General features: G+C 68.4%; 29 protein-coding genes and 1 tRNA gene. 10 read left to right on the top strand and 20 right to left on the bottom strand.

What is annotated here, in order from left to right:
- Entirely contained in the window at positions 1-663 is a 663-nt protein-coding gene (locus tag BA899_RS08140) for a hypothetical protein (protein ID WP_157809040.1), read from the top strand.
- Positions 650-1,354: a phospholipid-binding protein MlaC gene (locus BA899_RS08135; RefSeq protein ID WP_159300298.1), complete on the top strand. Its 705-nt coding sequence runs from the start codon at positions 650-652 to the stop codon at positions 1,352-1,354. Before BA899_RS08140 ends, BA899_RS08135 begins: the two co-directional genes overlap by 14 nt.
- On the opposite strand, the gene BA899_RS08130 is transcribed toward BA899_RS08135, so the two are convergent.
- Genes BA899_RS08130 through BA899_RS08120 form a run of 3 tightly spaced genes read right to left on the bottom strand, consistent with a single transcriptional unit; the run spans position 1,348 to position 5,659 of the window.
- Positions 1,348-2,505 carry a lipocalin-like domain-containing protein gene (locus tag BA899_RS08130; RefSeq protein WP_159300297.1) on the bottom strand — a complete coding sequence of 386 codons (1,158 nt, stop codon included), beginning with the start codon at positions 2,503-2,505 and terminating at the stop codon, positions 1,348-1,350. The genes BA899_RS08135 and BA899_RS08130 overlap by 7 nt on opposite strands.
- On the bottom strand, positions 2,505-4,997 hold the full coding sequence (locus BA899_RS08125) for an FtsX-like permease family protein (protein ID WP_159300296.1): 2,493 nt from the start codon (positions 4,995-4,997) through the stop codon (positions 2,505-2,507). Before BA899_RS08125 ends, BA899_RS08130 begins: the two co-directional genes overlap by 1 nt.
- Positions 4,994-5,659, bottom strand: a complete 666-nt coding sequence (locus BA899_RS08120; protein WP_144347153.1) for an ABC transporter ATP-binding protein — start codon at positions 5,657-5,659, stop codon at positions 4,994-4,996. Before BA899_RS08120 ends, BA899_RS08125 begins: the two co-directional genes overlap by 4 nt.
- A gap of 74 nt (positions 5,660-5,733) precedes the next feature.
- Here BA899_RS08120 and BA899_RS08115 point away from each other — a divergent pair, with 74 nt between their 5' ends.
- Both BA899_RS08115 and msrA read left to right on the top strand, forming a co-directional pair.
- Complete coding sequence (locus BA899_RS08115; protein WP_159300295.1) at positions 5,734-6,276, top strand: NUDIX domain-containing protein; 543 nt, start codon at positions 5,734-5,736, stop codon at positions 6,274-6,276.
- Positions 6,277-6,828, top strand: a complete 552-nt coding sequence (gene msrA, locus BA899_RS08110; protein ID WP_159300294.1) for a peptide-methionine (S)-S-oxide reductase MsrA — start codon at positions 6,277-6,279, stop codon at positions 6,826-6,828.
- Here msrA and BA899_RS08105 read toward each other — a convergent pair.
- On the bottom strand, positions 6,804-7,112 hold the full coding sequence (locus tag BA899_RS08105) for a DUF2288 domain-containing protein (protein WP_159300293.1): 309 nt from the start codon (positions 7,110-7,112) through the stop codon (positions 6,804-6,806). The genes msrA and BA899_RS08105 overlap by 25 nt on opposite strands.
- A 124-nt stretch (positions 7,113-7,236) precedes the next feature.
- Between BA899_RS08105 and BA899_RS08100 the strand changes: the two genes are divergently transcribed.
- Positions 7,237-8,124: a DMT family transporter gene (locus tag BA899_RS08100; protein ID WP_159300292.1), complete on the top strand. Its 888-nt coding sequence runs from the start codon at positions 7,237-7,239 to the stop codon at positions 8,122-8,124.
- 19 nt (positions 8,125-8,143) lie between these two features.
- Here BA899_RS08100 and BA899_RS08095 read toward each other — a convergent pair whose 3' ends face one another.
- From BA899_RS08095 to BA899_RS08060, 8 genes are all read right to left on the bottom strand, one after another.
- On the bottom strand, positions 8,144-11,392 hold the full coding sequence (locus tag BA899_RS08095; protein WP_159300291.1) for a DEAD/DEAH box helicase: 3,249 nt from the start codon (positions 11,390-11,392) through the stop codon (positions 8,144-8,146).
- Between the two features lie 45 nt (positions 11,393-11,437).
- Positions 11,438-11,683: a MoaD/ThiS family protein gene (locus BA899_RS08090; RefSeq protein ID WP_144347147.1), complete on the bottom strand. Its 246-nt coding sequence runs from the start codon at positions 11,681-11,683 to the stop codon at positions 11,438-11,440.
- 15 nt (positions 11,684-11,698) lie between these two features.
- Complete coding sequence (locus BA899_RS08085) at positions 11,699-12,244, bottom strand: GNAT family N-acetyltransferase (protein ID WP_159300290.1); 546 nt, start codon at positions 12,242-12,244, stop codon at positions 11,699-11,701.
- 15 nt (positions 12,245-12,259) lie between these two features.
- Entirely contained in the window at positions 12,260-12,517 is a 258-nt protein-coding gene (locus BA899_RS08080) for a hypothetical protein (protein WP_159300289.1), read from the bottom strand.
- A gap of 289 nt (positions 12,518-12,806) precedes the next feature.
- Positions 12,807-12,880, bottom strand: a tRNA-Gln gene (locus tag BA899_RS08075).
- 9 nt (positions 12,881-12,889) lie between these two features.
- Positions 12,890-13,282, bottom strand: coding sequence for a 30S ribosomal protein S9 (gene rpsI, locus BA899_RS08070; protein ID WP_110882460.1), 393 nt, complete (start codon positions 13,280-13,282; stop codon positions 12,890-12,892).
- Between the two features lie 19 nt (positions 13,283-13,301).
- Positions 13,302-13,730, bottom strand: coding sequence for a 50S ribosomal protein L13 (gene rplM, locus BA899_RS08065; RefSeq protein ID WP_110882459.1), 429 nt, complete (start codon positions 13,728-13,730; stop codon positions 13,302-13,304).
- A gap of 62 nt (positions 13,731-13,792) precedes the next feature.
- Positions 13,793-14,236, bottom strand: coding sequence for an OsmC family protein (locus BA899_RS08060; protein WP_144347145.1), 444 nt, complete (start codon positions 14,234-14,236; stop codon positions 13,793-13,795).
- A gap of 113 nt (positions 14,237-14,349) precedes the next feature.
- Between BA899_RS08060 and crp the strand changes: the two genes are divergently transcribed.
- Positions 14,350-14,988 (top strand): cAMP-activated global transcriptional regulator CRP, encoded by a 639-nt coding sequence (gene crp, locus BA899_RS08055; protein ID WP_144347144.1) that lies wholly within the window; start codon positions 14,350-14,352, stop codon positions 14,986-14,988.
- On the opposite strand, the gene trpC is transcribed toward crp, so the two are convergent.
- From trpC to BA899_RS08040, 3 genes are read right to left on the bottom strand one after another with little or no spacing between them, the layout of a single operon-like run.
- The gene (trpC, locus tag BA899_RS08050) at positions 14,989-15,795 is read right to left on the bottom strand and encodes an indole-3-glycerol phosphate synthase TrpC (RefSeq protein ID WP_159300288.1); all 807 of its coding nucleotides are present in this window, start codon (positions 15,793-15,795) and stop codon (positions 14,989-14,991) included.
- On the bottom strand, positions 15,792-16,820 hold the full coding sequence (trpD, locus tag BA899_RS08045; protein WP_159300287.1) for an anthranilate phosphoribosyltransferase: 1,029 nt from the start codon (positions 16,818-16,820) through the stop codon (positions 15,792-15,794). The genes trpC and trpD overlap by 4 nt, the downstream gene beginning before the upstream one ends.
- Entirely contained in the window at positions 16,777-17,400 is a 624-nt protein-coding gene (locus BA899_RS08040; RefSeq protein WP_144347141.1) for an aminodeoxychorismate/anthranilate synthase component II, read from the bottom strand. Before BA899_RS08040 ends, trpD begins: the two co-directional genes overlap by 44 nt.
- Before the next feature lie 183 nt (positions 17,401-17,583).
- Here BA899_RS08040 and BA899_RS08035 point away from each other — a divergent pair, with 183 nt between their 5' ends.
- From BA899_RS08035 to BA899_RS08020, 4 genes are read left to right on the top strand one after another with little or no spacing between them, the layout of a single operon-like run.
- A complete protein-coding gene (locus BA899_RS08035; protein WP_235013331.1) occupies positions 17,584-18,618 on the top strand; it encodes an ABC transporter substrate-binding protein in 1,035 nt (344 codons plus the stop codon).
- Positions 18,611-19,375: an ABC transporter permease gene (locus BA899_RS08030; RefSeq protein ID WP_235013330.1), complete on the top strand. Its 765-nt coding sequence runs from the start codon at positions 18,611-18,613 to the stop codon at positions 19,373-19,375. The genes BA899_RS08035 and BA899_RS08030 overlap by 8 nt, the downstream gene beginning before the upstream one ends.
- The gene (locus BA899_RS08025) at positions 19,363-20,115 is read left to right on the top strand and encodes an ABC transporter ATP-binding protein (RefSeq protein WP_144347139.1); all 753 of its coding nucleotides are present in this window, start codon (positions 19,363-19,365) and stop codon (positions 20,113-20,115) included. Before BA899_RS08030 ends, BA899_RS08025 begins: the two co-directional genes overlap by 13 nt.
- Positions 20,112-20,411 carry a hypothetical protein gene (locus BA899_RS08020; RefSeq protein ID WP_159300285.1) on the top strand — a complete coding sequence of 100 codons (300 nt, stop codon included), beginning with the start codon at positions 20,112-20,114 and terminating at the stop codon, positions 20,409-20,411. Before BA899_RS08025 ends, BA899_RS08020 begins: the two co-directional genes overlap by 4 nt.
- 10 nt (positions 20,412-20,421) lie before the next feature.
- Here BA899_RS08020 and trpE read toward each other — a convergent pair whose 3' ends face one another.
- Genes trpE through moaB form a run of 5 tightly spaced genes read right to left on the bottom strand, consistent with a single transcriptional unit; the run spans position 20,422 to position 24,396 of the window.
- Positions 20,422-21,912, bottom strand: coding sequence for an anthranilate synthase component I (trpE, locus tag BA899_RS08015; protein ID WP_110882449.1), 1,491 nt, complete (start codon positions 21,910-21,912; stop codon positions 20,422-20,424).
- On the bottom strand, positions 21,909-22,589 hold the full coding sequence (locus BA899_RS08010) for a phosphoglycolate phosphatase (RefSeq protein ID WP_159300284.1): 681 nt from the start codon (positions 22,587-22,589) through the stop codon (positions 21,909-21,911). Before BA899_RS08010 ends, trpE begins: the two co-directional genes overlap by 4 nt.
- Positions 22,586-23,260 (bottom strand): ribulose-phosphate 3-epimerase, encoded by a 675-nt coding sequence (rpe, locus tag BA899_RS08005; RefSeq protein ID WP_159300283.1) that lies wholly within the window; start codon positions 23,258-23,260, stop codon positions 22,586-22,588. The genes BA899_RS08010 and rpe overlap by 4 nt, the downstream gene beginning before the upstream one ends.
- Before the next feature lie 27 nt (positions 23,261-23,287).
- A complete protein-coding gene (locus tag BA899_RS08000) occupies positions 23,288-23,887 on the bottom strand; it encodes a TetR/AcrR family transcriptional regulator (protein ID WP_159300282.1) in 600 nt (199 codons plus the stop codon).
- Positions 23,884-24,396 (bottom strand): molybdenum cofactor biosynthesis protein B, encoded by a 513-nt coding sequence (gene moaB, locus BA899_RS07995; protein ID WP_159300281.1) that lies wholly within the window; start codon positions 24,394-24,396, stop codon positions 23,884-23,886. Before moaB ends, BA899_RS08000 begins: the two co-directional genes overlap by 4 nt.
- Positions 24,397-24,440 lie beyond the last annotated feature (44 nt).

Genomic DNA, 24,440 nt, shown 5'->3' with positions numbered 1-24,440 from the left:
ATGGCCCGCGAAGACGACCGCATCGACAACCGCATCGCGTGCCTGCGCACCGATCGACTGCCCGCCACGCTGGTCTCCGACGCGGGTTATCACTGCGAGGTCTGGCGCAGCAGCGGCAGCGTCCGCCGGGACGGCGAGCGCCAGCCGGTGGACCGGATCATCAAGATCCCACGGACGGCCACGCCGGCCCGCGAGGTGGCCGTCCTCAACCGCGACCACCAGCGCCTGCGCGCCGCCCTGGGTGACATCGTCCCGCCCACGGTGTTCGTGCGCACCCACATTGACGGCGAGGCGAGCGTGATCGCCATGGCACCCAACATCCGCCGCTGGTTTGACGTGGCCAACCCCGGCAATGAGGCCGAGCTCGCGCCCATGATCGCCCGCGACCCCCGCCTGCGCGACGCCCTGGCGCATTTCATCGGCAGCGCCGAGCGCTGGTACCGCGAGGACGACCGGGTGCTCGACCTCTACGGCATCGACAATCTGGTCCTCGACCGCAATCACCACCTGCACTACATCGACAGTTTCGGCGTATTCTTTCATGCCGATCTGCTCGAGATCCTGCCCGACCCCGACCCGGGGCTGGCGACACGGATCCGTACCTCTCGGCTGCGGCTGGAGTACCTCAATCATCTGCTGGAGCGCGCCCATGACAAGATCTAGCCCCCTCGCCCGGACCCTGCTGGCCCTGATCGCCGCGCTGCTGATCCCCGCCACCGGGGTGCAGGCAAGCGCCACCACCCCCGACGAGGGGCCGCCCGAGGCGCCCAAGGCGGTGGTCAACTACGTGGTCACCGAAGCCCTCAATCGCATTGTCGACGAGCGCGAGACGCTGGCCAACGATCGCGCGGCGGCGGTCGAGCTGTTCAACAGCCGGGTGCGTCCCTGGGTAGATACCCAGCTGATGGCCCGGTTTGCCATGGGCCCGGCGGCGCGCACCGCTGAGCCGGCGGAGATCGAGCGGCTCGCCACGGCGCTTGCCGATCGGGTGGCCAACCTCTACGCCGGGGCGCTGCAGCGCTATGCTCAGGAGGCCGTGGATTTTGCCGAAAAGGGTGAGGTCGACCTGCGCCTGGTCACCCAAGAGGACGACCGCGCCATCGTCAACGCCATTGCCCAGGGCCCGGACATCGACACGCTCGAGCTGCGCATCCAGCTCTACAAGCGCGATGATCGCTGGCGGGTCTTCGACATCGAAACCCGCGGCGTGAGCATGCTGCTGGTGTTCCGCGACGCGCTGCAGGCCGAGGCCGGCCGTGACGGCGGCGTGGACGCGATGATCGCCGCCCTCGAGGAAGGCACGGTGGATGTCGAGGGCACCTGGGAGGAGGAGACCGGCGACGCCGATCAGTAGCCGGTCATCTCCAGATAGCCCACGCCGCTGGCGCTGCCGGTCACCGCGACGCTGCCCTCCCAGTAGCGCACGGTGGTGGGCATCGCCTGGTCATCCAGACGGGCATTGACCCGCAGGTCGATGCCCTCATCCGGCAGCTGAATGCGCCAGGCCACCGGATAGCGCGACCCGGTGCGCGGGTTCTGCCACTCCCGCGTCGGCGTCAGACGGAAGTCCTCGGCGCTCAGGCGCCGGCTCTGCCCGGCGGGCCCCACCAGGATCCCGGCGGAGTGGGGGTCTGTGCTGCCATCCTGCCGGCGCAGGCGATAGACCATCAGATCGCGGCCGTCGTCGAGCTGCAGCGCAAACCAGTCCCAACCCGCCTGATCGGCATCCAGCGCGCTGGTGGACCACTCACGATCCAGCCAGGCACTGCCGGTAACGGCATGGGTTTGATCGGCAAAGCGTACCTCGCCATCGGCAGCGAGACGCGTGTACGAGTAATAGCGCGAGGCATTGCCCGGTTCCTCACCCTTGCGGCTGTAGCCGCGATCCCCCTGCAGCACCCGCGGTTTCTGCGCGGCAATGGCCAGATCGATGCCAATCCCGCGCGACGGGGCGCTGGCGGTGACCCGCAGCGGGAACAGCGCCTCGCTGCCCTCGCTGCGGATCTGCCAGTCATCCAGCCACACCCGCACCGGTCGGGTAGTGGCGCCGGCCAAACCCAGGGCCCCGCGCTGGTAACGCTCCATCGCCCGATGCGTGCCGGCCGTCACATCGGTGACCGCGAAATGCCCCATCCAGACCTGCCGGGTCGCCCAGTCCGAGGGCCGATCGCCCGCCTGCGGCGCCAGGGCGGTGCGGAACAGCGTCAGCTGAAAGCCGTAGTCGCGGCCCGCCGGGCTGGTGAGGTTGCCGGTGAAATACCACCACTCGGTGCGATGGTCGGGATGCGCGCCATGATCGGCGGGAAAGTCGAGCGGCCGTGGGCCGGTGACCCGGGCGAAGGCATCGGCGTTGGCACTCGGGCCCATGGCGGCGGCCAGACTCTGGGCGCCGTCGCTGGCGGGCTCACCCGTCGGTGTGCCCCCAAAGCGCACCGCCCCGATCACGATGGCCGCCACCAGCAGTCCGACCAGTCCCAGCAGCCCCGCGTCCAGTCGATTGCGCATCACTCCCCCTTCAGCGCCGCGGCAATCCGCAGCCGTGTGGCCCGCCAGGCCGGATAGACCGTGGCGAGTAGCGCCGCGACCACCGCCAGGGCAACGCCCTCGACCACCGGCCCGGCCTGCAGCTCAAAGCCCATGGTCCAGCCATAGGCCCGGCGGTTGATGACAAACACCAGCAGCCCCGCCAGCGTCACCCCCAGCGGCACCGCCCAGAGCCCGGCGATCAGCCCCAGCAATGCGCTCTGCCCGCTGATCAGCCCGGCCAATCCGGCGCGGCCAAGCCCCACGGCCCGCAGCACCGCAAACTCGCGCAGCCGGTCGAGCTGCAGGGCCATCAGCGCCGAGATCACGCCGACGAAGGCCACCAGCCCGGCCAGCCAGCGCAGCACCTCGGTGATCGCGAAGGTACGGTCGAAGATGCGCAGCGACTGCTCGAACACCGCGGCATTGTCGGTGACCCGCGCGCCGGGCACCCCGGCCAGAGCCGATTCAAGGCGGCCGATCAGCGCCTCGCGGTCCGCGCCGTCACGGGCATGCACGCCGATCCCGGCCAGCCCGGCATCGTCGTAGAGATCGCGATACAGATCACGCCGCATGAGCACCGCGCCGGTGGGCGAGGCGTAATCGCGATAGACGCCCGCCACGGTCAGTGCCCGGCGCGACTCGCCCACCGGCAGCCGCAGGGTGTCGCCGGGCGCCAGGTCGCGGCGCTCGGCAAACGGTTCGCTGATCAGCACCGCCGTCTGCCCGCGATAGGCCGCCAGCGCCGCGGCACGCTCGGGCCGGCGGATGTCCACCGAGGGTTGGCGCCCCCGGGGCAGGCCCAGCGCCCAGATGGTCACCGGCCCATCCGCGGTGGCCAGGTCGTACCACTGCGAGCGGCTGACAAAGGCCACCTCATCCAGCGCCGCCAGCCGGTCGGCCCGGGAATCGCTGAGATCCGCCGGGGACGAAACATAGAAATCCGCGGCCAGCGAGCCTTCCAGCCAGTCCACCACACTGGCGCGGAAGCTCGCGATCATCACGGCCACCCCGATCACCGCCGCCACCGCCACCGACAGCGCGGCGACCGCCACCCCGGTGCGACTGAGTGAAGCCACCGCCCCTTCGACGATGAGCCCGCCCACCGGCCGGCCGCGCATCAGCGGTCGCAACAGCGCGCCGACGCCCAGGATGATGGCCGGGGCCATGAACGCGGCCCCCAGGATGACCGCGAACAGCCCGACAAAGGCGGCGACCAGGCCGTCGCTCGCCGCGATCACCAGCGCCCCCAGCAGCAGCGCGCTGCCACCGATCCAGCCGGCCCGACCCGCCAGGCGCCGGGCGCGCTGCTCCAGATCAGCTCGCGACAGGGCCGCCCGCGGGGGCGTGGCGGCGGCGTCCCGGGCCGGCGCGGCCGCCGCCAGCACCGATCCGCCCAGACCCACCAGCAGGCCCGCCGCCAGACTCCAGGGCGAGAGCACCAGATCACCCGCGGCGCGGGCGAAATAGACATCATTGACGGTCTGCAGGACCAGTCCCACCAGCCCATGCGCCAGCGCATAGCCAAGGGCGAGCCCGGCGAGCGTGCCGATCAACCCGATCAGCAGGGCGTCACCGATCATCTGCCCGATGATCTCGCGCCGCTGCACCCCCATGGCGCGCAGGATGCCGATGGCCGCCCGGCGCCGGACGCCGAGAAAACTCAGGGTGTTGAACACCAGGAACGCGCCCACCACGACGGCGAGCAGCGAGAGTGCGGTCAGGTTGATCTGAAAGGCGCGGCTCATCTGCAGCACCGACTGGGCGCTGGCCGCCGCCGGCACGATGCGCACCCCCGCGCCCAGGGTCTCGGCCAGGGCCGCGGCCCGGGCCTCATCCACCATCAGGTCAATGCGATCCAGCCGGCCGTGTTGATCGAGCAGCGTCTGGGCGGCGGCGATATCCGCTAGCACCAGCCCGCGGGCCTGATCGTCGGGATCGTCCACCACCGCCACGACGGTGACGGTGTGGCGCGCGCCATCGATGAGCAGATCGAGGGGGTCGCCGGCGGTCACGCCCAGGCGCTTGGCCTCGCCCTGGCCGACCACCACGGCATCATCGCGCAGCATCAGGTCGTTGAAGGCGTCCCCCAGGTTGTTGGTGGCGCCCAGCGGGCGCTGGAACGGGCCCTCGGCAAAGGCATCCACCCCCAGCAGGGTCAGGGCACGACCACTGCCGTCGGCGCGCACCACACCGCCCTGGATGACCGGTGCCGCGCGGCGCAGGCCCATCTCGGTGCGCAGTCGGGTGTATAGCCGTTCGTCGACGCCCGCCGGGCCGCCGACGATCTGGTGGGTGGCACTGCCGGTGACCGATTCCAGCGACACGCGCATGGCCTCGCGCGCCGAGTGGTTGGCCAGGTCCACGGCCACCACCACCGCCACGGCGATCGCCACGCCCAGCATGGCGAGCCCGGTCTGCAGGGGATGTCGCGCCAGATCCGCGCGGCCGATGCGCCCGATCAGTCGAGTCATTCGGCGTCGACCAGCCGGCCTTCACGGATGGTGAGCAGCTGATCGGCCAGCCCCACCACCTCCTGGGCGTGGGTGACCATGACCAGCGTGCGCCCCTCGGCGCGGCACAGCCGGTCGAGCAGCGCGACGATGCGCTCGGCGTTGTCCAGATCGAGGTTGCCGGTGGGCTCGTCGGCCAGAATGATATCCGGGGCGTGGATCAGCGCCCGGGCAATGGCCACGCGCTGCTGCTCGCCGCCGGAGAGGCGATCCGGCCAGTCGCCACCCCGCCCGGCCAGGCCGACCCGCTCGAGCCACTGCTCGACCCGGCCGTCTTCCGGCAGGCGGTTGAGGCTGAGCGGCAAGCGCAGGTTATCGGCCACGGACAGTGTCGGGATCAGGTTGTAGGCCTGGAACACAAACCCCATGCGCCGCCGGCGCAGGGTGGTGAGCGCCCGATCGTCCAGCCGGGCGATGTCGGTGCCATCGATGCGCACCACCCCGTCGCTGGGCGACTCCAGCCCACCGAGCAGGTTGAGCAGCGTCGACTTGCCCGAGCCGCTGCGCCCCACCACCACCGCGAATTCGCCCGCCCGGATGGTCCCCGAGACCTGGTCGAGGACCGTGCGTCGCGGGGTCTCGCCGTACCAGCGGCTCAGCGACTCAAAGGCAATATCGGCCATGCAGGCCCTCCCATCATGTTGGTGCGGCGGCTCTGTTATTCTCAGTGACCGACAACCGCGCAAGAGATTCCATTATGAGCGACTCCGAGCAGCCGACGGTCGGGCCCCGGCATTACCAGATCCCCGAGGGCGATGATCGTGAACGGCTCACCTGTCCCGACTGCGGTTTCATCGCCTACGAAAACCCCCGCATCGTGGTCGGCGTCGTGGCCCGCGCCGAGGATGAGCGCATCCTGCTGTGCCGCCGGGCCATCCCGCCGCGGATCGGCTATTGGACCCTGCCCGCGGGCTACATGGAGCTGGGCGAGACCGCCGAGACCGGCGCCCAGCGCGAGGCCTGGGAAGAGGCGCGGGCCCAGCTCAAACTCACCGGCCTGCTCGCGGTCTACAGTCTGGCACGCATTCATCAGGTCCAGCTGATCTATCGCGCCGTGCTCACCGACCCGCATGTCGAGGCGGGCCCGGAATCGCAGAGCGTGGGGCTGTTCCATTACTCGGAACTGCCTTGGGACGAACTGGCGTTTCCCACGGTGCGCTGGGCGCTTGAGCAGGACCATCAGGCCCACATGCAGGGCCACGGCGAGGCCTTTGCCAATCCAACCGCGGAGGAAGACTGAATGGCGACAGCAACACTGGGCGGCGGCTGCTTCTGGTGCATCGAAGCGGTATTCCAGCGCCTCGACGGCGTTCATTCGGTGACATCCGGCTATGCCGGCGGCGATACCCCCAACCCGGACTACCGCAGCGTGTGCACCGGCCGCACCGGACATGCCGAGGTGGTGCAGGTGGACTACGACCCGGCAATCATCGACTTCGACACCCTACTTGCGGTGTTCTTTGCCATCCATGATCCGACCACCCCCAACCGCCAGGGTGCGGATGTGGGGCCGCAATACCGGTCCATCGTGCTCTATGCCGATGACGCGCAGCGCCGGACCGCCGAGGCGCACATCCAGCGCCTGACCGACGAGGGGGCATTCCGGGCGCCCATCGTCACCGAGGTCAAACCGCTGACGGCGTTCTACCCGGCCGAGGGCGATCATCAGGACTACTACCTGCGCAACGCGCCCATGCCCTACTGCCAGATGGTCATTGACCCCAAGCTGGACAAGGCCCGGTCACTGTTCGCCGATCGCATGCGCGATCAGGCCCCCACCGCCGGCTCCTGAACCAGCACCCACGGGGCGGCCACCACCGCCCACAGGTCAGGGTCGCGCTGGTGCCAGTCCTGGGCCTCATCAGTACTGGCCCGGGCGACCTGCCCGGCGGTCATCCAGCTCATCACTGTCGGCTCGTCATCGCGCACGAACGCCGCCGCCACCACCACCAGATCCAGCGCCGGGTCCACCCGCACCACCACCCCGCGGGCGAAGTGGCGTTCAAGTTCGGCCCAGCGAATGGGCTCGGTTTCGGTGTTCAGCTGGGTCTCAAGCGGGACACCTTCAATCTCCATAAGAAATCTCTAATCACCAAGCGTTTTCGCTGATTAACAGACTAACTGCAATCATCGGTGGCTCAACCCTTAAACCTCCAGAGTCGCTGGACGCGGCGGGGTTGGCGGCCTAGGCTTGCCCGCCATGAACACCCGCGACTGGTTACTCCTGATTGTCCTCTCCAGCGTCTGGGGCGGATCATTCTTTTTCTTTGAGCTGGCGCTGCAGACCCTGCCGCCGTTCACGGTGGTGCTGGGGCGGGTCAGTCTGGCGGCGGTGACGCTGCTGGTAATCGCCCGGCTGCGCGGTGTTCCGCTGCCCTTCAATGCTTCGCTGGTCCGCCGCTATCTGCTGCTGGGCCTGATCAGCAACGCCATGCCGTTTTCCTTCATTGTCTGGGGGCAGACCCAGATCCCCAGTGGCCTCGCCTCGATCATCAATGCGATGACGCCCATCTGGGCGATGCTGGTGGGATTGCTGATCGGCAGTGACGAGCGGCTCACCCCGGCCCGGGCCATGGGCATCCTGCTGGGGTTCTCCGGGGTGGCGGTGCTCATTGGCCCGGATCTGCTGCGCAGGATCGATCCCTACAGCCTGGGTCAGCTCTCGGTGCTGGGGGCGACGATCTGCTATGGCTTCGCGGTGCACTACGGCCGGCGCTTCAAGGACACCCCCTCGCTGGTGAATGCGGCTTACATGCTGACCGCCGCCACCGTCTGGCTCACGCCCGTGGCGCTGGTGGTCGATCAGCCGTGGACACTCTCGCCGGGGCTGTCGGGCTGGGGCGCGCTGCTGGGGCTCTCGCTGCTATGCACCGCCGTGGCCTATCTCCTCTACTTCCGCCTGCTGGCCTCGGCCGGCGCCAACAATATGTCGCTGGTGACGTTTCTGGTGCCGGTCTCCGCCATCACCCTGGGGGCGGTTTTCCTTGACGAGCGACTGGGGTCCTCCGCGTTTGCGGGCATGGGGATCCTGTTCGTGGGCCTGGCGGTCATCGACGGGCGCCTCTGGCGGCGGCTGCGGGCGGGCTGAGGCTGCGTCCTGTGCCCGCTCAGTCCTGGGCCGGGTCCTCGCCGCCCAGGGGCTGGAACAGGGTCTCGAGGATGGAGGCATCGAGAGCACTCACCGCCGAGGCATCCTGATCACCCAGCAGGCGCTCGCCCAGATCGGCCTTGTCCCGCTGCATCGCCATAATGCGGTCTTCCACCGTATCGCGGGTCAGCAGGTGGTAGACGAATACCGGCTGATCCTGGCCGATGCGATGCGCGCGGTCCGTCGCCTGGCGGGTGACGGCCGGGTTCCACCAGGGGTCATAGTGGATGACGCTGTCCGCCGTGGTCAGGTTGAGCCCCGTCCCGCCGGCCTTGAGACTGATCAGAAAGATCGGCACCTCGCCCGACTGAAAACGCTGGACGGCGCCCTCGCGATCGCGGGTCTCGCCGGTCAACCGGGCATAGGTCATGCCACGGGCGGTGAGCGCCGCACCGATCAGATCGAGCATGCGCGTGAACTGCGAGAACACCAGGATGCGGCGGTCGTACTGGCGCAGGTCGTCGATCAGCGTGAGCAGCCGCTCGAGCTTGGCCGAACGATGCGCGGTCTGCGGTGCATCGCGCACCAATCGGGGGTCACAGCAGGCCTCGCGCAGCTTGAGCAGGGCGTCGAGGATCTGGATCCGGTTCTGGGGCTGATCGGGGCGCGCCAGGGCTTCCCGAATGCGCGGCTCCTGCCCCAGGCGCAGCTGCTCGTAGAGGGCGCGCTGATCGCCACTGAGCTCGGCGTAGACCGGGATCTCGGTCTTCGCCGGCAGTTCTTCAGCGATCGCGGCCTTGGTCCGGCGCAGCAGAAACGGCGCCACCCGTGCTCGCAGCGCCGCCAGTCGGCTGTCGTCGCCGTCATCCTCGATGGGCCGGCGATAGACCCGCTTGAACGCGGCCGCATGCCCCAGTAGTCCCGGGAGGACGAAGTCGAACTGCGACCAGAGCTCGCCCAGGTGATTCTCCAGCGGCGTGCCGGTCAGGCTCAGGCGCTGCCCGGCGCTCAGCGTGCGCACTGCCCGGGCGGCCTGGGCGCGGGGGTTCTTGACCGCCTGCGCCTCGTCCAGCACCAGTAGGTGCCAGGCCTGTGCCTGCAGCCGCTCGATGTCGCGCACCACCAGACTGTAGGTCGTGAGCACCAGATCCTGCTCACCCAGACGGGCATAGTCGGCGTGGCGCTGCGGCCCATGCAGCCGCAGCACGCGCAGTGTCGGGGCAAACTGCTCGGCCTCGCGCTGCCAGTTGAACAGCAGGCTGGTGGGCACGACGATCAGGCTGGGCGCCTGGGTGCGGCCGGCGGCCTTTTCCATGAGCAGGTGACTGAGCACCTGCAGGGTCTTGCCAAGCCCCATGTCATCGGCCAGCACCCCGCCCAGGCCCAGCCGCGCGAGGTGCTGCAACCAGCCGACGCCCTCGCGCTGATAGGGCCGCAGTTCGCCGCGCAGGCCCGGCGGCGTCACCGGTACTTCGGTCTCCGCCGGCGGATGCCTCAGGGCCTGCCCCAGACCCCGCACCTGCGCCTCGTCCCGCCAGCGCAGGGCATGGCCCTCGGCCTGCTCGAGATCATCCAGCACCGCCGCGCGGGCGGTGGGCAGGACGAGCTGACCGTCACGCAGCTGCGTGGTCGGGTCATAGAGTTCGGTCAACCCCTTGAGCAGAGGCACCAGCCGGCGCGCGGGAACCGGCGCGAGGCGCCCATCACCCAGGTCCACCAGCAGGCTACTGTCGGGATCGATGGCGTCCAGATGGCGGGTGGCCATGGCCTCGGGGTGATCGCGGATGAGCGCCAGCAGAAGGGGCATCAGCGGGTGCTGCTCGCCCTCCACCTCAAGGGTCATGCCAAAGCTGAACCAGCCGGGCTGACTGGACCGGGTCTCGGCCTGCCATTGGTCGGGGGTCACCACCCGCCAGGGAAAGCCGCGCTCCACACTCACCCGCCAGCCCTCGGCCTCCAACTCGGGCAGGGTTTCCACGACGATCTTGCGCCAGTCGCGGGTGTGATCCGGCACGCGGCGGCCCTCGGCCATGGTGCCGGTGGCATGCAGGCCTGCCTGGGTGAGGCGCTGCAGGGCGCGGGTCTCGGCGCGGGTGTCGCGCGGGTAATCAAGGATCTCGCCACCCTCGAACACCGACAGCCAGTCGCCGCCGGTCTCGGCATCGATGCGATGCTGATGGTAATCAAAGTGCAGTTCCGCGACGGCCTCGCCCCGCTCGTCGCGGGCCGGCCGGCGGGCATCGCCGAGGCGCGTCAGGCGCAGCACGGGGACCGGCTGTACGCCCTCCACACGGCGCCGTTGCGGGGCTTCGGGCACCGGAATGGGCAGACGCCCGTCGGACAGCTTGGCGGCCACCGCCGGGACCTCCTCGGGGGCGACCACCGGGCCGGCCTGGAGTTCGGCCACCAGCGCCGGCGCCAGACCCGTGTCGATGACACCAAAGGTGCCGCTTGCCGGCGCCAGCCAAAGTGGCGGCTGCGCGGCCAGGGCCAGGCGCCCGGCGCCGGCATCCACGGCCAGGCGCTGACTGCCATCGGCAAGGGTCTGCCACGCGAAGGCCCCCTCAATCGCCGGTGCGGCCTGGATGGCGGCGGCGTCGGGCTGCTGCCAGTGGGCATGCCCGGTGGCGGCCAGCGCCTGCAGCAGAAAGTACGCATCGTCCGGGTTCACGGGACAGCCGGTCTCGGGCAGCAGGCGCAGCAGGCGCCGGTCGGCGGCCGTCAGCAGGCCCTCGGGCGCCCGGCGCATCCCGGCAAACGGCAACAGCCGCCCGTAGCCGCCGTGCCGGCGCAATCGGGCGCGTTGGGGGGTCACGGTCAGGCGACCACTGGCGTCGCGGTCAAGCAGATAGATCAGCGCTTCGCCGCGTGGCGTCGCCGATGAATGCGACTCGGCGGCAAGCCGGCGCGCGCGATCCAGCCACTGGGTGACGGCCGGGTTGGCGCGGGTCAGCCCGGCCGGTGCCGTGCGGCCCAGGTAGTGCAGGATCGCGGCGACGGCATGCCCGCAGGCGCCGCCCTCAGGGCAGCTGCAGAGCGAGGTCAGGGGCCGGTGCGAGGGCAGTGGATGGACCCGGATGTCCACCGAGTGGATGTGGCGGCGATCGGCCTGGACGCGGGCGAAAAACCCCTGACCCCCGGGGCTGCAGTCGAGCACGGCCCGTGACTGGATCAGGCGCTCACCGGCCTCCAGTGCCTCGCGCGGGAAGTCCGCCCATAGGACGGCCTCACCGTGGGTCGAGATCCATTCGGCAAGAGGATCGGTCAAGGCGGCTACTCCCGGGCGTCTGCATGCACAACCTCACAGCATACATCAGCCGCCGCTCACCGGCGGCAATAACACCAGGGTTTCGTCGCCCTGCAGGATGTCCTGGCGGGTTCGCATCTCGTCGCCCACCGCACACGCCACACGCGGCAGAGTGTCGGCCAGCGCCGGATACTCGCGGACCAGCGCGGTCAATGCCTCGGCAATGGTGCAGGGCGTGTCGACGGACAACTCCACGGTCTGAGTGCTGGCGACTTCGCGGAGCCGGCCATAGAGTTCGATTTTCTGCTTCAACTCTCGTCCCTATCGTTACACGTGAGGATGAAGATCCAGGAAAAATACTGGACTCCCCTGATCCTCATGACTTTCCTGTATCGGTGTAAAACCGTACTTCAGATAAAACTCCACGGACGGCCTTTTGGCATCCACCACAAGGAAACGACATCCCACGACAGGCATCACATCACCCAGCGCGATCCCCAACGCCAGATCCAGGAACTGTCGCCCAAGCCCGCTCCCTCGGTATCGCTTATCAATGGCGAGGCGAGCGACCTTGATTGACGGAAAAGAGTCGTAACGGATCCGCCGATTATCGACTTCAGGGCGGTGTTGTTCTTGAGAGACCTGAATCTGGCTACATATCAGGGTGACGTAACCTCGAACGCTACCTCCGGCATCGACGGCAACATAGGTCCTGGCAACATTCTCGCGATGGAACGTGAAAGCTTCATTTCTCAGGAAGGCTTTCAGAGGAGCGAACTCGGCCTCGCCCAGGGACAGGGCTCCTGTCTTATCTTGCAGCCCTATGTGGCGAACTGTCAGCTCGTGTTGGCCGCCCTGACCTCTGACCCCCATCGTAAAGAGAGGTCGCTATTCGTCGGAGACCTTCACGTGGACTCTGAGGCTTCTGACGCCATTCGCATCCCAATCCGCAATCAGCTCACGGGCCCGCTTGACGGCTTGGGCAGAACGGGCGTTCGGCTGATTTTCATCACGGACATATCGGTCCAGACGGGCCGCATCCTTACCGGTCACTCGCACACTGCCGAAAGTATCGGTCTTTACACTCATATCATCCTCCAGCCCGTAGGCGAGCGAGCCGGTCAGGCTCTCGCAGGTAAAGGCCATGACGGCCAGGAACACGGTAGGTAAAGATTAACAAGAAGGGCTCCGGCTGGCGATGTCCGTTGGTCGCTTTCATAGCCGCCCGATAATAAAAAACCCCGCTGGGGAGCGGGGTCTTTTATGGATGGCTGGGGGACCAGGATTACTCGGCCTGCGGCCTCGCCCTTCGGGCCGACACGCGCTGTGCGCGGTCGTTCTGCTCCCTCGCGGTCGCAGTCGAACCTTCCAGCTTCGAACCCTGGCACTCAATTATCCATAAAAAACCCCGCTAGGGAGCGGGGTCTTTTATGGATGGCTGGGGGACCAGGATTCGAACCTGGGTTGACGGATTCAGAGTCCGTAGTCCTACCGCTAGACGATCCCCCAATAAACCCTTTAGCGCTTTGAGAACTGCGTGGCGCGGCGCGCTTTGTGCAGGCCGATCTTCTTACGCTCGACCATCCGGGCGTCGCGGGTCACGTAGCCGGCCTTGCGCAGGCCGCCCTTGAGCGCTTCGTCGTAGTCGATGAGCGCGCGGGTGATGCCATGCCGGATGGCGCCGGCCTGACCACTCGAGCCACCACCAAAGACGCTCACCTTGATGTCAAGTTTTTCCGTCGTGTCGGTCAGCTCGAGGGGCTGACGCACTACCATGCGAGCGGTCTCGCGGCCGAAGTACTCGTCAAGGGGCTTGCCATTGACGGTGATCTGGCCGTTGCCGGGCCGCATGTTCACACGGGCCGAGGACTTCTTGCGCCGGCCGGTGCCGTAATACTGTTGGACTGCCATCGGTTATCGTCGCTCCGATTCAGATTTCCAGCGCCTGAGGCTGCTGGGCATGGTGCTGATGTTCGCCACCGCTGTAAACCTTGAGCTTGCCGAGCATCTGCCGGCCGAGAGGGCCCTTGGGCAGCATGCCCTTGACCGCGAACTCGATGGCCCGCTCCGGGTGCTCCTGGATCAGCGTCGCAAAGTTCGTCGACTTCATGTTGCCGACATATCCCGTGAAACGGTGATACATCTTCTGCTCCGCCTTGCGGCCGGTGATATCGACCTGCTCGGCATTCACCACAACGATATAGTCGCCCGTATCAACGTGCGGCGTGAATTCCGGTTTATGCTTGCCCCGAAGCCGATAGGCGATTTCAGAGGCGAGTCGTCCGAGGGTCTTGCCGGTGGCGTCGACGACATACCAGTCACGCTGGACCGTCTCGGCTCTGGCGCTAAACGTTTTCATGGGTGCTGTTTCTCCGAAGTCAACGCGCCCGAATTAAGATTGTGGAGTGTACAGAAACCGGTTTACGGCGACAAGCCATCCCCGGTGCCCGGGGCCGCGACCACCTCATGGCTGTGGGTGACCGTGCAGGCCTTGGCCAGCATGATCGACGCCGAGCAGTATTTCTCGGCGGACAGCTTCACGGCCCGCTCCACCGCAGCGTCCTTGAGCGCGTGCCCGCTGATCCGGAAATGCAGATGGATCGCGGTGAACACCTTGGGGGGTGTCTCCGCGCGACTTGCCTCGATATCCACCTCGCAGCCCGTCACCGCGTGGCGACCGCGCTCGAGGATATACACCACATCCACCGCCGAGCAGGTCCCCAGGCCCTGGAGCATAAGCTCCATCGGCCGCGGGCCCCTGCCCTGGCCGCCCAGATCCGGTGGGCCATCCACCGTTAGTCGGTGGCCACTGCCGGATTCCGACTCGAATGCCATCCCATCAAGCCAGCGTACATGCGCTTTCACGGTTCACCCCCCATTCTGGACCCCTCCATATGGGTCATATCCGATTACCGCCGGTGAGTATAACGTCCAAGAACCGATTGACCGATGCGATTCCAGGAAACAGGGAGGTTCCCATGTCACCGGCCAGCTACCGATTTTTCCAGCGCCCATCGATCATCGAGCTGCTGCGCCACTGCGGCCGCAGCCGCTATCGCCCCCATTCCACGCTGATCCATCAGGGCTCGAGCAGCGACCGGCTGTTCCTGCTGCTGAGCGGATCGGTGAGCGTGCTCGAGGAAGAGCCCGACGGGCGTGAGCTGATTCTGGCCTATCTCAACCCGGGGGATTTCATTGGCGAGATGGGGCTTTTCCTGGAGGCGCCGCAGCGCAGCGCCTGGATCCGTACCCGCACCACCTGTGAGTTCGCCGAGATCAGCTATGCCGGTTTTGCGCGGGTGCAGGCCGAGCATGCCATTGTGCTGCAGCCGCTGATCGAGCAGATCTCGAGCCGGCTGCGCGACACCAACCGCCGGTTCCGCTCACTGGCCTTCGAGGACGTCCGCGGCCGGGTGCTCGCCACGCTCCACGACCTCGCCCGCCAGCCCGATGCCATGACCCACCCGGCGGGCATGCAGCTGAAGATCACCCGCATCGAGCTCGGCCGGCTGGTGGGCTGCTCGCGGGAGATGGTCGGCCGGGTACTGCGCGACATGGAGGCCGATGATCTGATCTCGGCCCGCGGCCGGACCATCGTGGTGCACGAGGCGCGCTGATCAGCCGAACAGCGCGGCCAGCTGATCACCGGGGGAATCGGCCCGCATGAAGGCCTCCCCCACCAGGAAGGCGTCGATGCCCCGCGCGCGCATGGCGCTGACATCGTCGCGGTGATGAATGCCGCTCTCGGTCACCAGCCGCACGCTGTCCGGGACGGCGGGCGCCAGCCGGGCGGTCGTCTCGAGGGTGGTCTCGAAGGTGCGCAGGTCGCGGTTGTTGATGCCGATCAGGTCCGTGTCCAGCGCCAGCGCCCGATCCAGCTCGGCGGCATCATGCACCTCCACCAGCACATCCATGCCCAGCGCCCGGGCCTGGTCGTGGAGCCCGCGCAGTCGCGCGTCATCCAGCGCAGCCACGATCAGCAGGATGCAGTCCGCACCCAGCACCCGGGCCTCAAGCACCTGGTAGTCATCGAACAGGAAATCCTTGCGGATCACCGGGCAGTGGCAGGCGGCGCGGGCCTGCTCGAGATGCGCGTCCGCGCCCTGGAAAAACGCCGATTCGGTGAGTACCGACAGACAGGCCGCACCGCCGTGCTCGTAGCTGCGGGCGATGGCGGCGGGGTCGAAGGCCTCGCGCAGTACCCCCTTGCTGGGCGAGGCCTTCTTGACCTCGGCGATCACCCCCGCATGGCCGGCGCCGATGCGCGCCTCGAGGGCCGCGCGAAAACCCCGCACCGGCGATGCCTCGCCCAACCGGGCCTCAAGCGCCGTGGCACTGACCTGGCGCTGGCGCTCGGCCACCGACTCGGCCTTGCGGGCCATGATCCGGCGCAGGATATCGGGGGTATCCGGGCCACCGCTCATGGCGTTGCCCCCAGTCGCTGGCTGGTGGCGATGAACCGGTCGAAACGGGCCCGCACTTCGCCACTCGCAAGCAGCCCGCGGGCATGGGCCACAGCGTCGCCAAGGTGGTCGGCAAGGCCCGCCACATGGATGGCCGCACCGGCATTCAGCGCGAGTAGATCCGCCGCCGGACCGGGCAGGCCGTCAAAGATCGCCTTGATCACCTCGAGGCTGCGCTCCGCGGAATCCACCCGCAGCGACTCGAGCGAAGCCGACTCCAGGCCGAAGTCCTCGGGACGGATCGTGTATTCACGCACCTCGCCAATGCGCAGTTCCGCCACCCGGGTGGGGGCGGCGATGCTGATCTCATCAAGGCCGTCTTCGGAGTGCACCACCATCACCCGCTCGCTGCCCAGGGTGCGCAGCACTTCGGCGATGGGCCGCACCCAGGCGGCGTCATAGACGCCCAGCAGTTGATTGGGGGCGCCCGCGGGGTTGGTAAGCGGGCCCAGCAGGTTGAACAGGGTGCGCACGCCCATCTCGCGGCGCGGGCCGATGGCATGGCGCATGGCCTGGTGGTGCTGCGGGGCGAAGATGAACCCCACGCCCTCGGTGTCGATGCACTCGGCCACGGCCGCGGGCTCCAGATCGAGACGCGCCCCGGCGATCTGCAGCAGATCGGCACTGCCCGAGGCGCTCGAGACCGAGCGATTGCCGTGCTTGGCCACCCGACCGCCGGCCGCCGCCACCACAAACGCGGTGGCCGTGGAGATATTGAACGTGCCGCGGGCGTCGCCGCCGGTGCCGCAGGTGTCCACCAGATGGGTGCGGTCCACTTCGACCCGCATGGCCAGCTCGCGCATCACCGCCGCCGCCGCGGCGATCTCGGTGACCGTCTCGCCCTTCATCCCCAGACCGATCAGAAACCCCCCGATCTGTGCCCCCGTGGCCTCGCCGGTCATGATCCGCTGCATGACCGCGGTCATTTCGGCGTGGTCAAGATCAGCGCGGGCCATCACCCGTCGGATCGCCGCCTGCATCTCCATGCTGACTCCTTAGAAAATTGCGCAATAGATCGTGCCCGGTGCGGGTGAGGATGGACTCGGGATGGAACTGCACCCCTTCGACATCCAGCTCGCGGTGGCGCACGCCCATGATCTCCTCGCGATCGCCGTTGGCATGTTCGGTCCATGCCGTCACCTCGAGGCAGGCCGGCAGGGTCGCCGCCTCAAGCACCAGCGAGTGATAGCGGGTGGCCTCGAGCGGGTTGGGCAGCCCGGCGAACACCCCCTGATCGCGGTGATGCACCCACGAGGTCTTGCCATGCATCACGGTCTGGGCGCGGATCACCGCCCCGCCAAACGCCTGGCCGATGGCCTGATGGCCCAGACAGACCCCCAGGATCGGCAGCCGCCCGGCAAAGCGCTCGACCACCGCCATGGAGACGCCCGCTTCGTCAGGCGTGCAGGGCCCCGGCGACAGGACGATGCGCTCGGGCTGCAGACGCTCGATGGTCGCCAGATCGATGGCGTCATTGCGATAGACCTCGACATCCGTGCCCAGCTCGCCCAGATACTGGACCAGGTTGTAGGTGAACGAGTCGTAGTTGTCGATCATCAAGAGCATGGCGTTCGCTCACGTTACTGGCACTGACTGACACCCGACAGGATAACCCGGATGGGCCCCGGCGCGAGTCCCAGGGCGGCGGGAATATGGATATTCCAGTTCGTTATTTAACGCGGAGTGCTCAGACTGAGTAAGCTTTCGGGTTTAATCAGCGATGGAATCCGTATGTCTGCCCATCAGCGCTTGAACCGCCCGACCCGCAACCCACTGATCGCCCTCGCCCTGGGGGCGGTGCTGGCCCTGACGGCGGCCGCCCCCCGGGCCGAGTCGCCGGTGACCCTCGAGGTGGGCTACATGCCGATCCTGCCGGTGGCGCAGCTGTTCGTGCTCGAGGAAGCGGGCTGGGCGGACGAGGCGGGGCTGGATCTGTCCCTGACCCGTTTTGGCAGTGGACCGGCCATGGTGCAGGCCCTCGCCTCGGGCGAGCTCGATGTCATGGTGTTCGGCATTGGCCCCGCCATGGTCAGCCGCAGCCGCGATATCCCCATCCAAGTGCTGGCCGCGAGCATTCAGGAGCAGATCGGGCTGATGGCCACCGGCGAGCTGGCCGAGGCCTTCGCCGATGAACCCGATGATGCCGCGGCGGCGTTCGAGCTGTTCGAGGAACGCACCGGCAGCCGCCCGCGCATCGCCACCTTTCCCCAGGGCTCGGTCCCGGACACGGTCCTGCGCCACTGGCTGATCGAGGAACTGGACGTGGGCGTTGATGCCGTGGACATCCTGCCCATGGGCGCCGACCGGGTTCAGCAGGCGCTGCTCGCCGGCGCCGTGGACGGGGCGTCGACGCTTGAGCCGATCCTGACCACGGTCCGCGAGCGGGTGGATGGCGCGCGGGTGGTGGCCACCGCCGGCGACATGCTGCCCGGCCAGCCCGGCGCGGTGCTGGCGGCGCGGGAGTCGGTGATCGCCAACGAGCGCGAGGCCCTGATCCGCCTGCTGGCCCTGCATGAGCGCGCCACCCGGCAGCTCAACGACCAGCCCACCGAGGTCGCGCCCTATGTGCGTGAATTCGTGGGCAAGCGCCTGATCCCGCTGGCCACCGTTGAGCGCGCCCTGCAGTCGCCGGCGTCCAACTACGTCGCCGATCCGGCCGCCATCCGCGAGGGCACCCGCCGGATGCATGACTTCCAGATCCGCCAGGGCAGCCTGGTCAAGCCGGTCGATCTGTCGGCGCTTTTCAACGACACGCTCTACGAGGCGGCGACCGACGGTGATTGACGCCAGACCCCGTGGCAGGCGGCTGGTCGCGAGCGCGGCAGGACTCGCCGGGTTCCTGCTGCTGTGGGAGGGCATCCTGCGGCTGGGACTGCTCCCGAACACTCTGGTGCCGCTGCCCTCAGCGATCCCCGGCGTGCTCGCCCAGGAGATCCGTGACGGCATCTGGCAGACCATGGTGGTCTCGAGCCTGCAGCACTACGGGATTGGTCTGCTGCTGGGCTCGAGCCTGGGCATTGCGGTGGGCATGAGTGCGGCGATGTTCCCCGCCTTTGATGCGGTCCATGCCTGGCTGGCGCGGCTGCTGCGCCCGATCCCGCCACTCGCCTGGATCCCGTTCGCCATCATCTGGTTTGGCATCACCCCGACCGCGGCGGCCTTCATCATCAGCATCGGTGTGTTCTGGATCAATTACTTCGCCAGTTACAGCGCGGTGGATGCCATTGACCCGGGTTATCAGGAGCTTGCCGCGGCGTTCGGGCAGAACCAGCCGCTGGTGCGGCTGCGCAAGATCACCCTGCCCGCCGCGGCGCCCGGCATCCTCGGCGGGCTGCGTGCCGGCCTGGGCCAGGGCTGGATGACGGTGGTGGCCGCGGAGCTGTTCGGCATCACCGGCATCGGTCAGCGCATGATGGAAGCCTCGAGCCTGCTCGCCACCGACATCGTGGTGGTCTACATGCTGACCATCGCCGGTCTCTATGCCCTGGTGGACGCGGTGTTCGTCATGCTGCAGCGACGGATCCTGCAATGGCAGTACTGAGCGCCGAGCAGCTGGCCGTGGGCTTCGGCGACGCCCCGGTTCTCGAGGGGGTCGATCTGACGCTTCAGGCCCAGGGGCTGATCGCCATCGTCGGACCCTCGGGGGTGGGCAAATCGACGCTGCTGCGCGCCCTCGCCGGCCTGCTGCCGCCACTGGCCGGCCGCATCGAGCGCCCCCGCCACGCGCCGCGCAAGGCCCGCGACAGCGCCATGGTGTTTCAGTCGCCGCGCCTGCTGCCGTGGCGGCGTGTCCTCGGCAACGTCGAGCTGGGGCTGGAGAACCTCGGCGTGCCACGCGCCGAGCGCCAGTCACGCGCCCGTCACCACCTCGAGCAGGTCGGCCTGGGCGAGTTCCTCCATCGCTGGCCCCACCATCTGTCGGGCGGTCAGCAGCAGCGCGTGGGCCTGGCCCGGGCGCTGGCGGTCGAGCCGCGGGTGCTGTTCATGGACGAGCCCTTCTCGGCCCTCGATGCGATGACCCGCGGGCGGCTGCAGCAGGCCCTGATCGCCCTGCGCCGCCAGACCACGGCCGCCATCGTGTTCGTCACCCACGACATCGAGGAGGCCACCCTGCTGAGCGACCGCATCATGGTGCTTGGCCACGCCGGCCCCCGTCAGCCGGCGCGGGTCCGGGCGCTGCTTGAGGTGGATCTGCCGCTGGATGAGCGCCGCGATGATCCCGGCTTCCGGCGGACCGTCCACGAGGTCGAGCGCCTGATCGGCGAAGGGGCCGCGCCATGACCGACCGGGTGATCTTTCATGCGCCGACCGCCGGGTCGCTGACCCGGGCGCGCCGCAATCTGCTCAATTTCAGGGCCATGGCGCCGGCGGCGGAGCTGCGCATCATCGCCAACGCGGCGGCGGTGGCCGCGGCGCTGGAACACCCCGACCCCGACACCGACGCGCAGCTGGTGCTCTGCCGCACGAGCCTGACCCGTCAGGGCCTGAACAATGACGCTGGCGTGGCCGAGACCGATTCAGCGGTGGTGGCGATCGCCCGTCTGCAGCAGGCGGGCTGGCAGTACATCCGCGCCTAGCCGGGGACGTTCAGCGCGGCTCGAGCCCCGCCTCGGCCATGGCCACCGCCCGGAACAGCGCCCGGCCCTTGTTCACCGTCTCCTCCCACTCGGCCTGGGGGTCGGAGTCGTGGACGACGCCGCCACCGGCCTGCACATGCACGCGTCCGTCCTTGATCACCGCGGTGCGGATGGCGATGGCCGTGTCCATGTTGCCCGACCACGACAGATACCCCACCGCGCCGCCATAGACCCCGCGCTTGACCGGCTCGACCTCGTCGATGATCTCCATCGCGCGGATCTTGGGCGCACCGCTGAGGGTGCCCGCCGGGTGGGTCGCGCGCAGCAGATCCATGGGCCCCAGGCCCTCGCGCAGCCGCCCGGTGACGTTCGAGACGATGTGCATGACATGGCTGTAGCGCTCGATGGTCATGCGGTCGGTCAGCCGCACGCTGCCCAGTTCGCTGACCCGGCCGATGTCGTTGCGGCCCAGATCGATCAGCATCAGGTGTTCGGCGCGCTCCTTGGGATCGGCCAGCAGTTCGGTCTCGAGGGCGCGATCCTCCTCGGCGGTGGCACCGCGCCGGCGGGTGCCGGCGATGGGACGCACCGTCGCCTCGCCGTCCTCGAGCCGGGCGAGGATTTCCGGCGACGAGCCCACCACCTGAAAGTCGCCAAAGTCCAAAAAGAACAGATACGGCGACGGGTTGGTGCCGCGCAGCGCGCGGTACAGATCCAGCGGCCGGCCGTGGTAGTCGGCGCTCATGCGCCGTGACGGCACCACCTGCATGCAGTCGCCGTCGATGATGTACTGCCGGATGCGCTCGACGATGGCCTCGTAGTCGTCGCGGCCAATGGACGAGTCGAAATCCTCCTCGGCGACCACCCGCGGTGTCGCCGGGGCGGCGTCCTGCAGGGTCCGGGTGCGCAGCTGCGTGGCCAGCCCGTCGAGCCGTGCCTCGCCGCGGGCCAGGCCGTCGGCCTCGGCGGGATCGATGTTGACCACCACATAGAGCCGGCCGGCGAGGTTGTCGAACACCAGCACCTCCTCGGACTCCATGAGCAGAATGTCGGGCACGCCCAGCGGATCCGGGTTGGGACACTCGGCGAGCCGCGGCTCGATGTAGCGAATCGTGTCGTAACCGAAGTAGCCCACCAGCCCACCGATGAAACGCGGCAGTCCCGGCAGCCCCTCGGGCGGTGCGGCGCGCACGGCGCGGTGCCGGTGCTCGACCCATTCCAGGGGATCATCGACGGTCTGGGTGGCGGTGCACTCGCCGTTCTCCCAGGTCTCGATGCGGTGACCGTGGATGCGGTACTGGCGCTGGCAGGGCAGCCCGATGATCGAATAGCGCCCCCACTTCTCGCCGCCCTGGACCGATTCGAACAGATAGCTGCCGGCATCGGCGGCCAGCTTGAGATAGGTGGAAAGCGGCGTCTCGAGGTCGGCGAGCAGCTCGCGCACCAGCGGCACGCGGTTGAAACCGTGCTGGCGGTGCTCGGCGATGGTGTCCTGGTTCATGATGCGTTCGTGAGCCCTGTTGCGAGCTGGTCGATGGTCAGCGTCATCGCCGCTGGGTGATCGGCGAAGATAGCATCGTCGCCGGGATAACCGTAAGGCACCCGCACCAGCGGCATGCCCGCCGCCGCGGCGGCCCCCTGGTCCGCGGCCGAATCACCCACATACAGGCAGTCGCCGACGGCCACTCCAAGCTGATCGGCGGCATGGATCAGGGGCGCGGGGTCGGGCTTTTTGACCCCCAGCGTGTCGCCGCTGACCGTCGCCCCGAAATACCCGGCGATGCCCAGCGCCTCGAGCAGCGGCCCGGTGAACGCCGCCGGCTTGTTGGTGACCACCGCCATCGGCCGGCCCAGCGCCCGGAGACGATCAAGCCCGTCGCGGACCCCGGGGTACAGCTGGCTGCGATCGCACAGACAGTCGTGGTAGTGGACGAAAAACCGCGCCAGCGCGGCCTCGGTCTCCGGCGGCTCGGCATCAATGTCGCGTCGACCCGCGATCGCCCGGGCCACCAGCCGGCGGGCGCCATCACCAATCCACTGCCGCACCCGAGTCTCGCTCAGCGCGGCATGGCCCAGATCGGCCAGGCTGTGGTTGACCGCGGTGGCCAGATCCGGAGCGCTGTCCACCAGCGTGCCGTCAAGGTCGAACAGCAGGCCGCTGGCTCGCAGCGGCTTCATGACGTCGCCCGGGCGGCCCGCTGGCGCAGGGTGTCGATGACCGCGGCATAGTCCGGCTGGCCGAAGATCGCCGAGCCGGCGACCACGGTGTCAGCACCGGCGGCGACCACCGCTTCGATGTTATCCGGGCCGACACCGCCGTCCACCTCAAGCCGAATCGGGCGCGATTGCGCATCAATCAGCGCCCGGGCCTCGCGCAGCTTCTCGAGGGTGACCGGCAGGAACTTCTGGCCGCCGTACCCCGGGTTCACCGACATCAGCAGGATCAGGTCGACCTTGTCGATGACATAGCGCAGGGCATCCAGCGGGGTCGCGGGGTTGAATACCAGCCCGGTCTGGCAGCCCTGGTCGCGGATCAGCTGCAGGCTGCGGTCGACGTGCGCCGAGGCCTCGGGGTGAAAGCTGATCAGATCGGCGCCGGCAGCGGCGAAATCGGGGATGATGCGATCCACCGGGCTGACCATCAGGTGGACATCGATGGGCGCCTTGATGCCATGCCGGCGCAGGGCCTGGCAGACCACCGGCCCAAAGCTCAGGTTGGGCACGTAATGGTTGTCCATGACATCAAAGTGGACCCAGTCGGCACCGGCGCGGATCACCTGGTCCACCTCGTCGCCCAGACGGGCGAGGTCGGCGGCGAGGATCGAGGGGGCGATAATCAGATCATTCATGGCCGGGAATGCTAGCAGAAGCCGGGCCTAGACGCTGCTGCCCGCGAGGTTGGCCAGCAGCGCCCGGCGGACGGCCGCAAAGTCGCCACGACCGTGCAGCCGGGCCAGCTGCAGACCGCCCTGGGCGGCCGCCATCACCACCCGGGCCTGATCGCGGGCCGGGCCCGGAAACTCCAGCGTGCCGGCCCTGCGCCCGGCGTCCAGGGTGGCCGCTAGCCATTCCAGCAGATCGTCGCGCAGGCCCTCGGCCTCGGCGCAGGCACCGGCGGGCAGGCTGGCGTACTCCACCGCCGCCACCCCCAGCGGGCAGACGCGCTGGTCATCCAGGTGGCGGGCCTCCAGGTCCAGAAACCGCTCGATCTGCTCGCTGGCCTCCAGCGGGCTCGCGCTCATCTGCTGGCACCACCAGACGAGGTCCTCGCGATACTGGCGGAACAGCGCGGTGGCGAGATCCGCCTTGGCCGGAAAGTGATAGTGAATGGCGCTGCTGCCCACCTCCAGCGCCTCGGCCAGCTGGCCAAAGCTGAAGCCATGATAGCCGCGGGTCTGCAGCCATTCACCGGCGAGACGCAGAATCCGCCGCCGCATTTCGCCACGCGGGCGGGCCTGGGGCGGCGTCCCGCTCACAGTCCCAGCGCCAGTTCCGCCAGGTTGCAGGGGCGGTGGGTGACATCGAGCTGCTCGCTGAGCAGTCCCGACCAGCCATCCCGGCAGGCGCCGGTCGAGCCTGGCAGCGCCACCACCAGGGTGCGGTTGGCGATACCGGCCAGCGCCCGCGACTGCAGCGTCGAGCTGCCCACGCTGGCGTGGGAGAGCTGTCGAAACCGCTCGCCAAAGCCGGGGATGGTGCGATCGAACAGCACCTCGATGGCCTCCGGGGTCACGTCCCGCTGCGAAAACCCGGTCCCGCCGGTGCAGATCACCACGTGAACGCCGGGATCGGCGATCCACGCCGAGACCACGGCACGAATGGCGTAGCGGTCGTCGGTGACGATCCGGTGGTCGGCGATTCGATGGCCATCGGCCGCCGCCAGCTCGCGCAGGGTCTGCCCGGATCGGTCGTCCGCCGCGGTGCGCGTGTCGGAGACCGTCAGCACCGCCACACTGAGCGGGGTGAATTCACGGGGTTCGGTCACGGTCTACTCCGGTGTCTTCCGGCCAAAGGCTGTAGAATATAGCG

Source organism: Spiribacter sp. SSL99, from assembly GCF_009805925.1.
In the GTDB taxonomy this organism is placed as follows: domain Bacteria; phylum Pseudomonadota; class Gammaproteobacteria; order Nitrococcales; family Nitrococcaceae; genus Spiribacter; species Spiribacter roseus.
The sequence above is the reverse complement of the archived record's forward strand: the minus strand, read 5'-3'. Positions and strand labels throughout refer to the sequence as shown.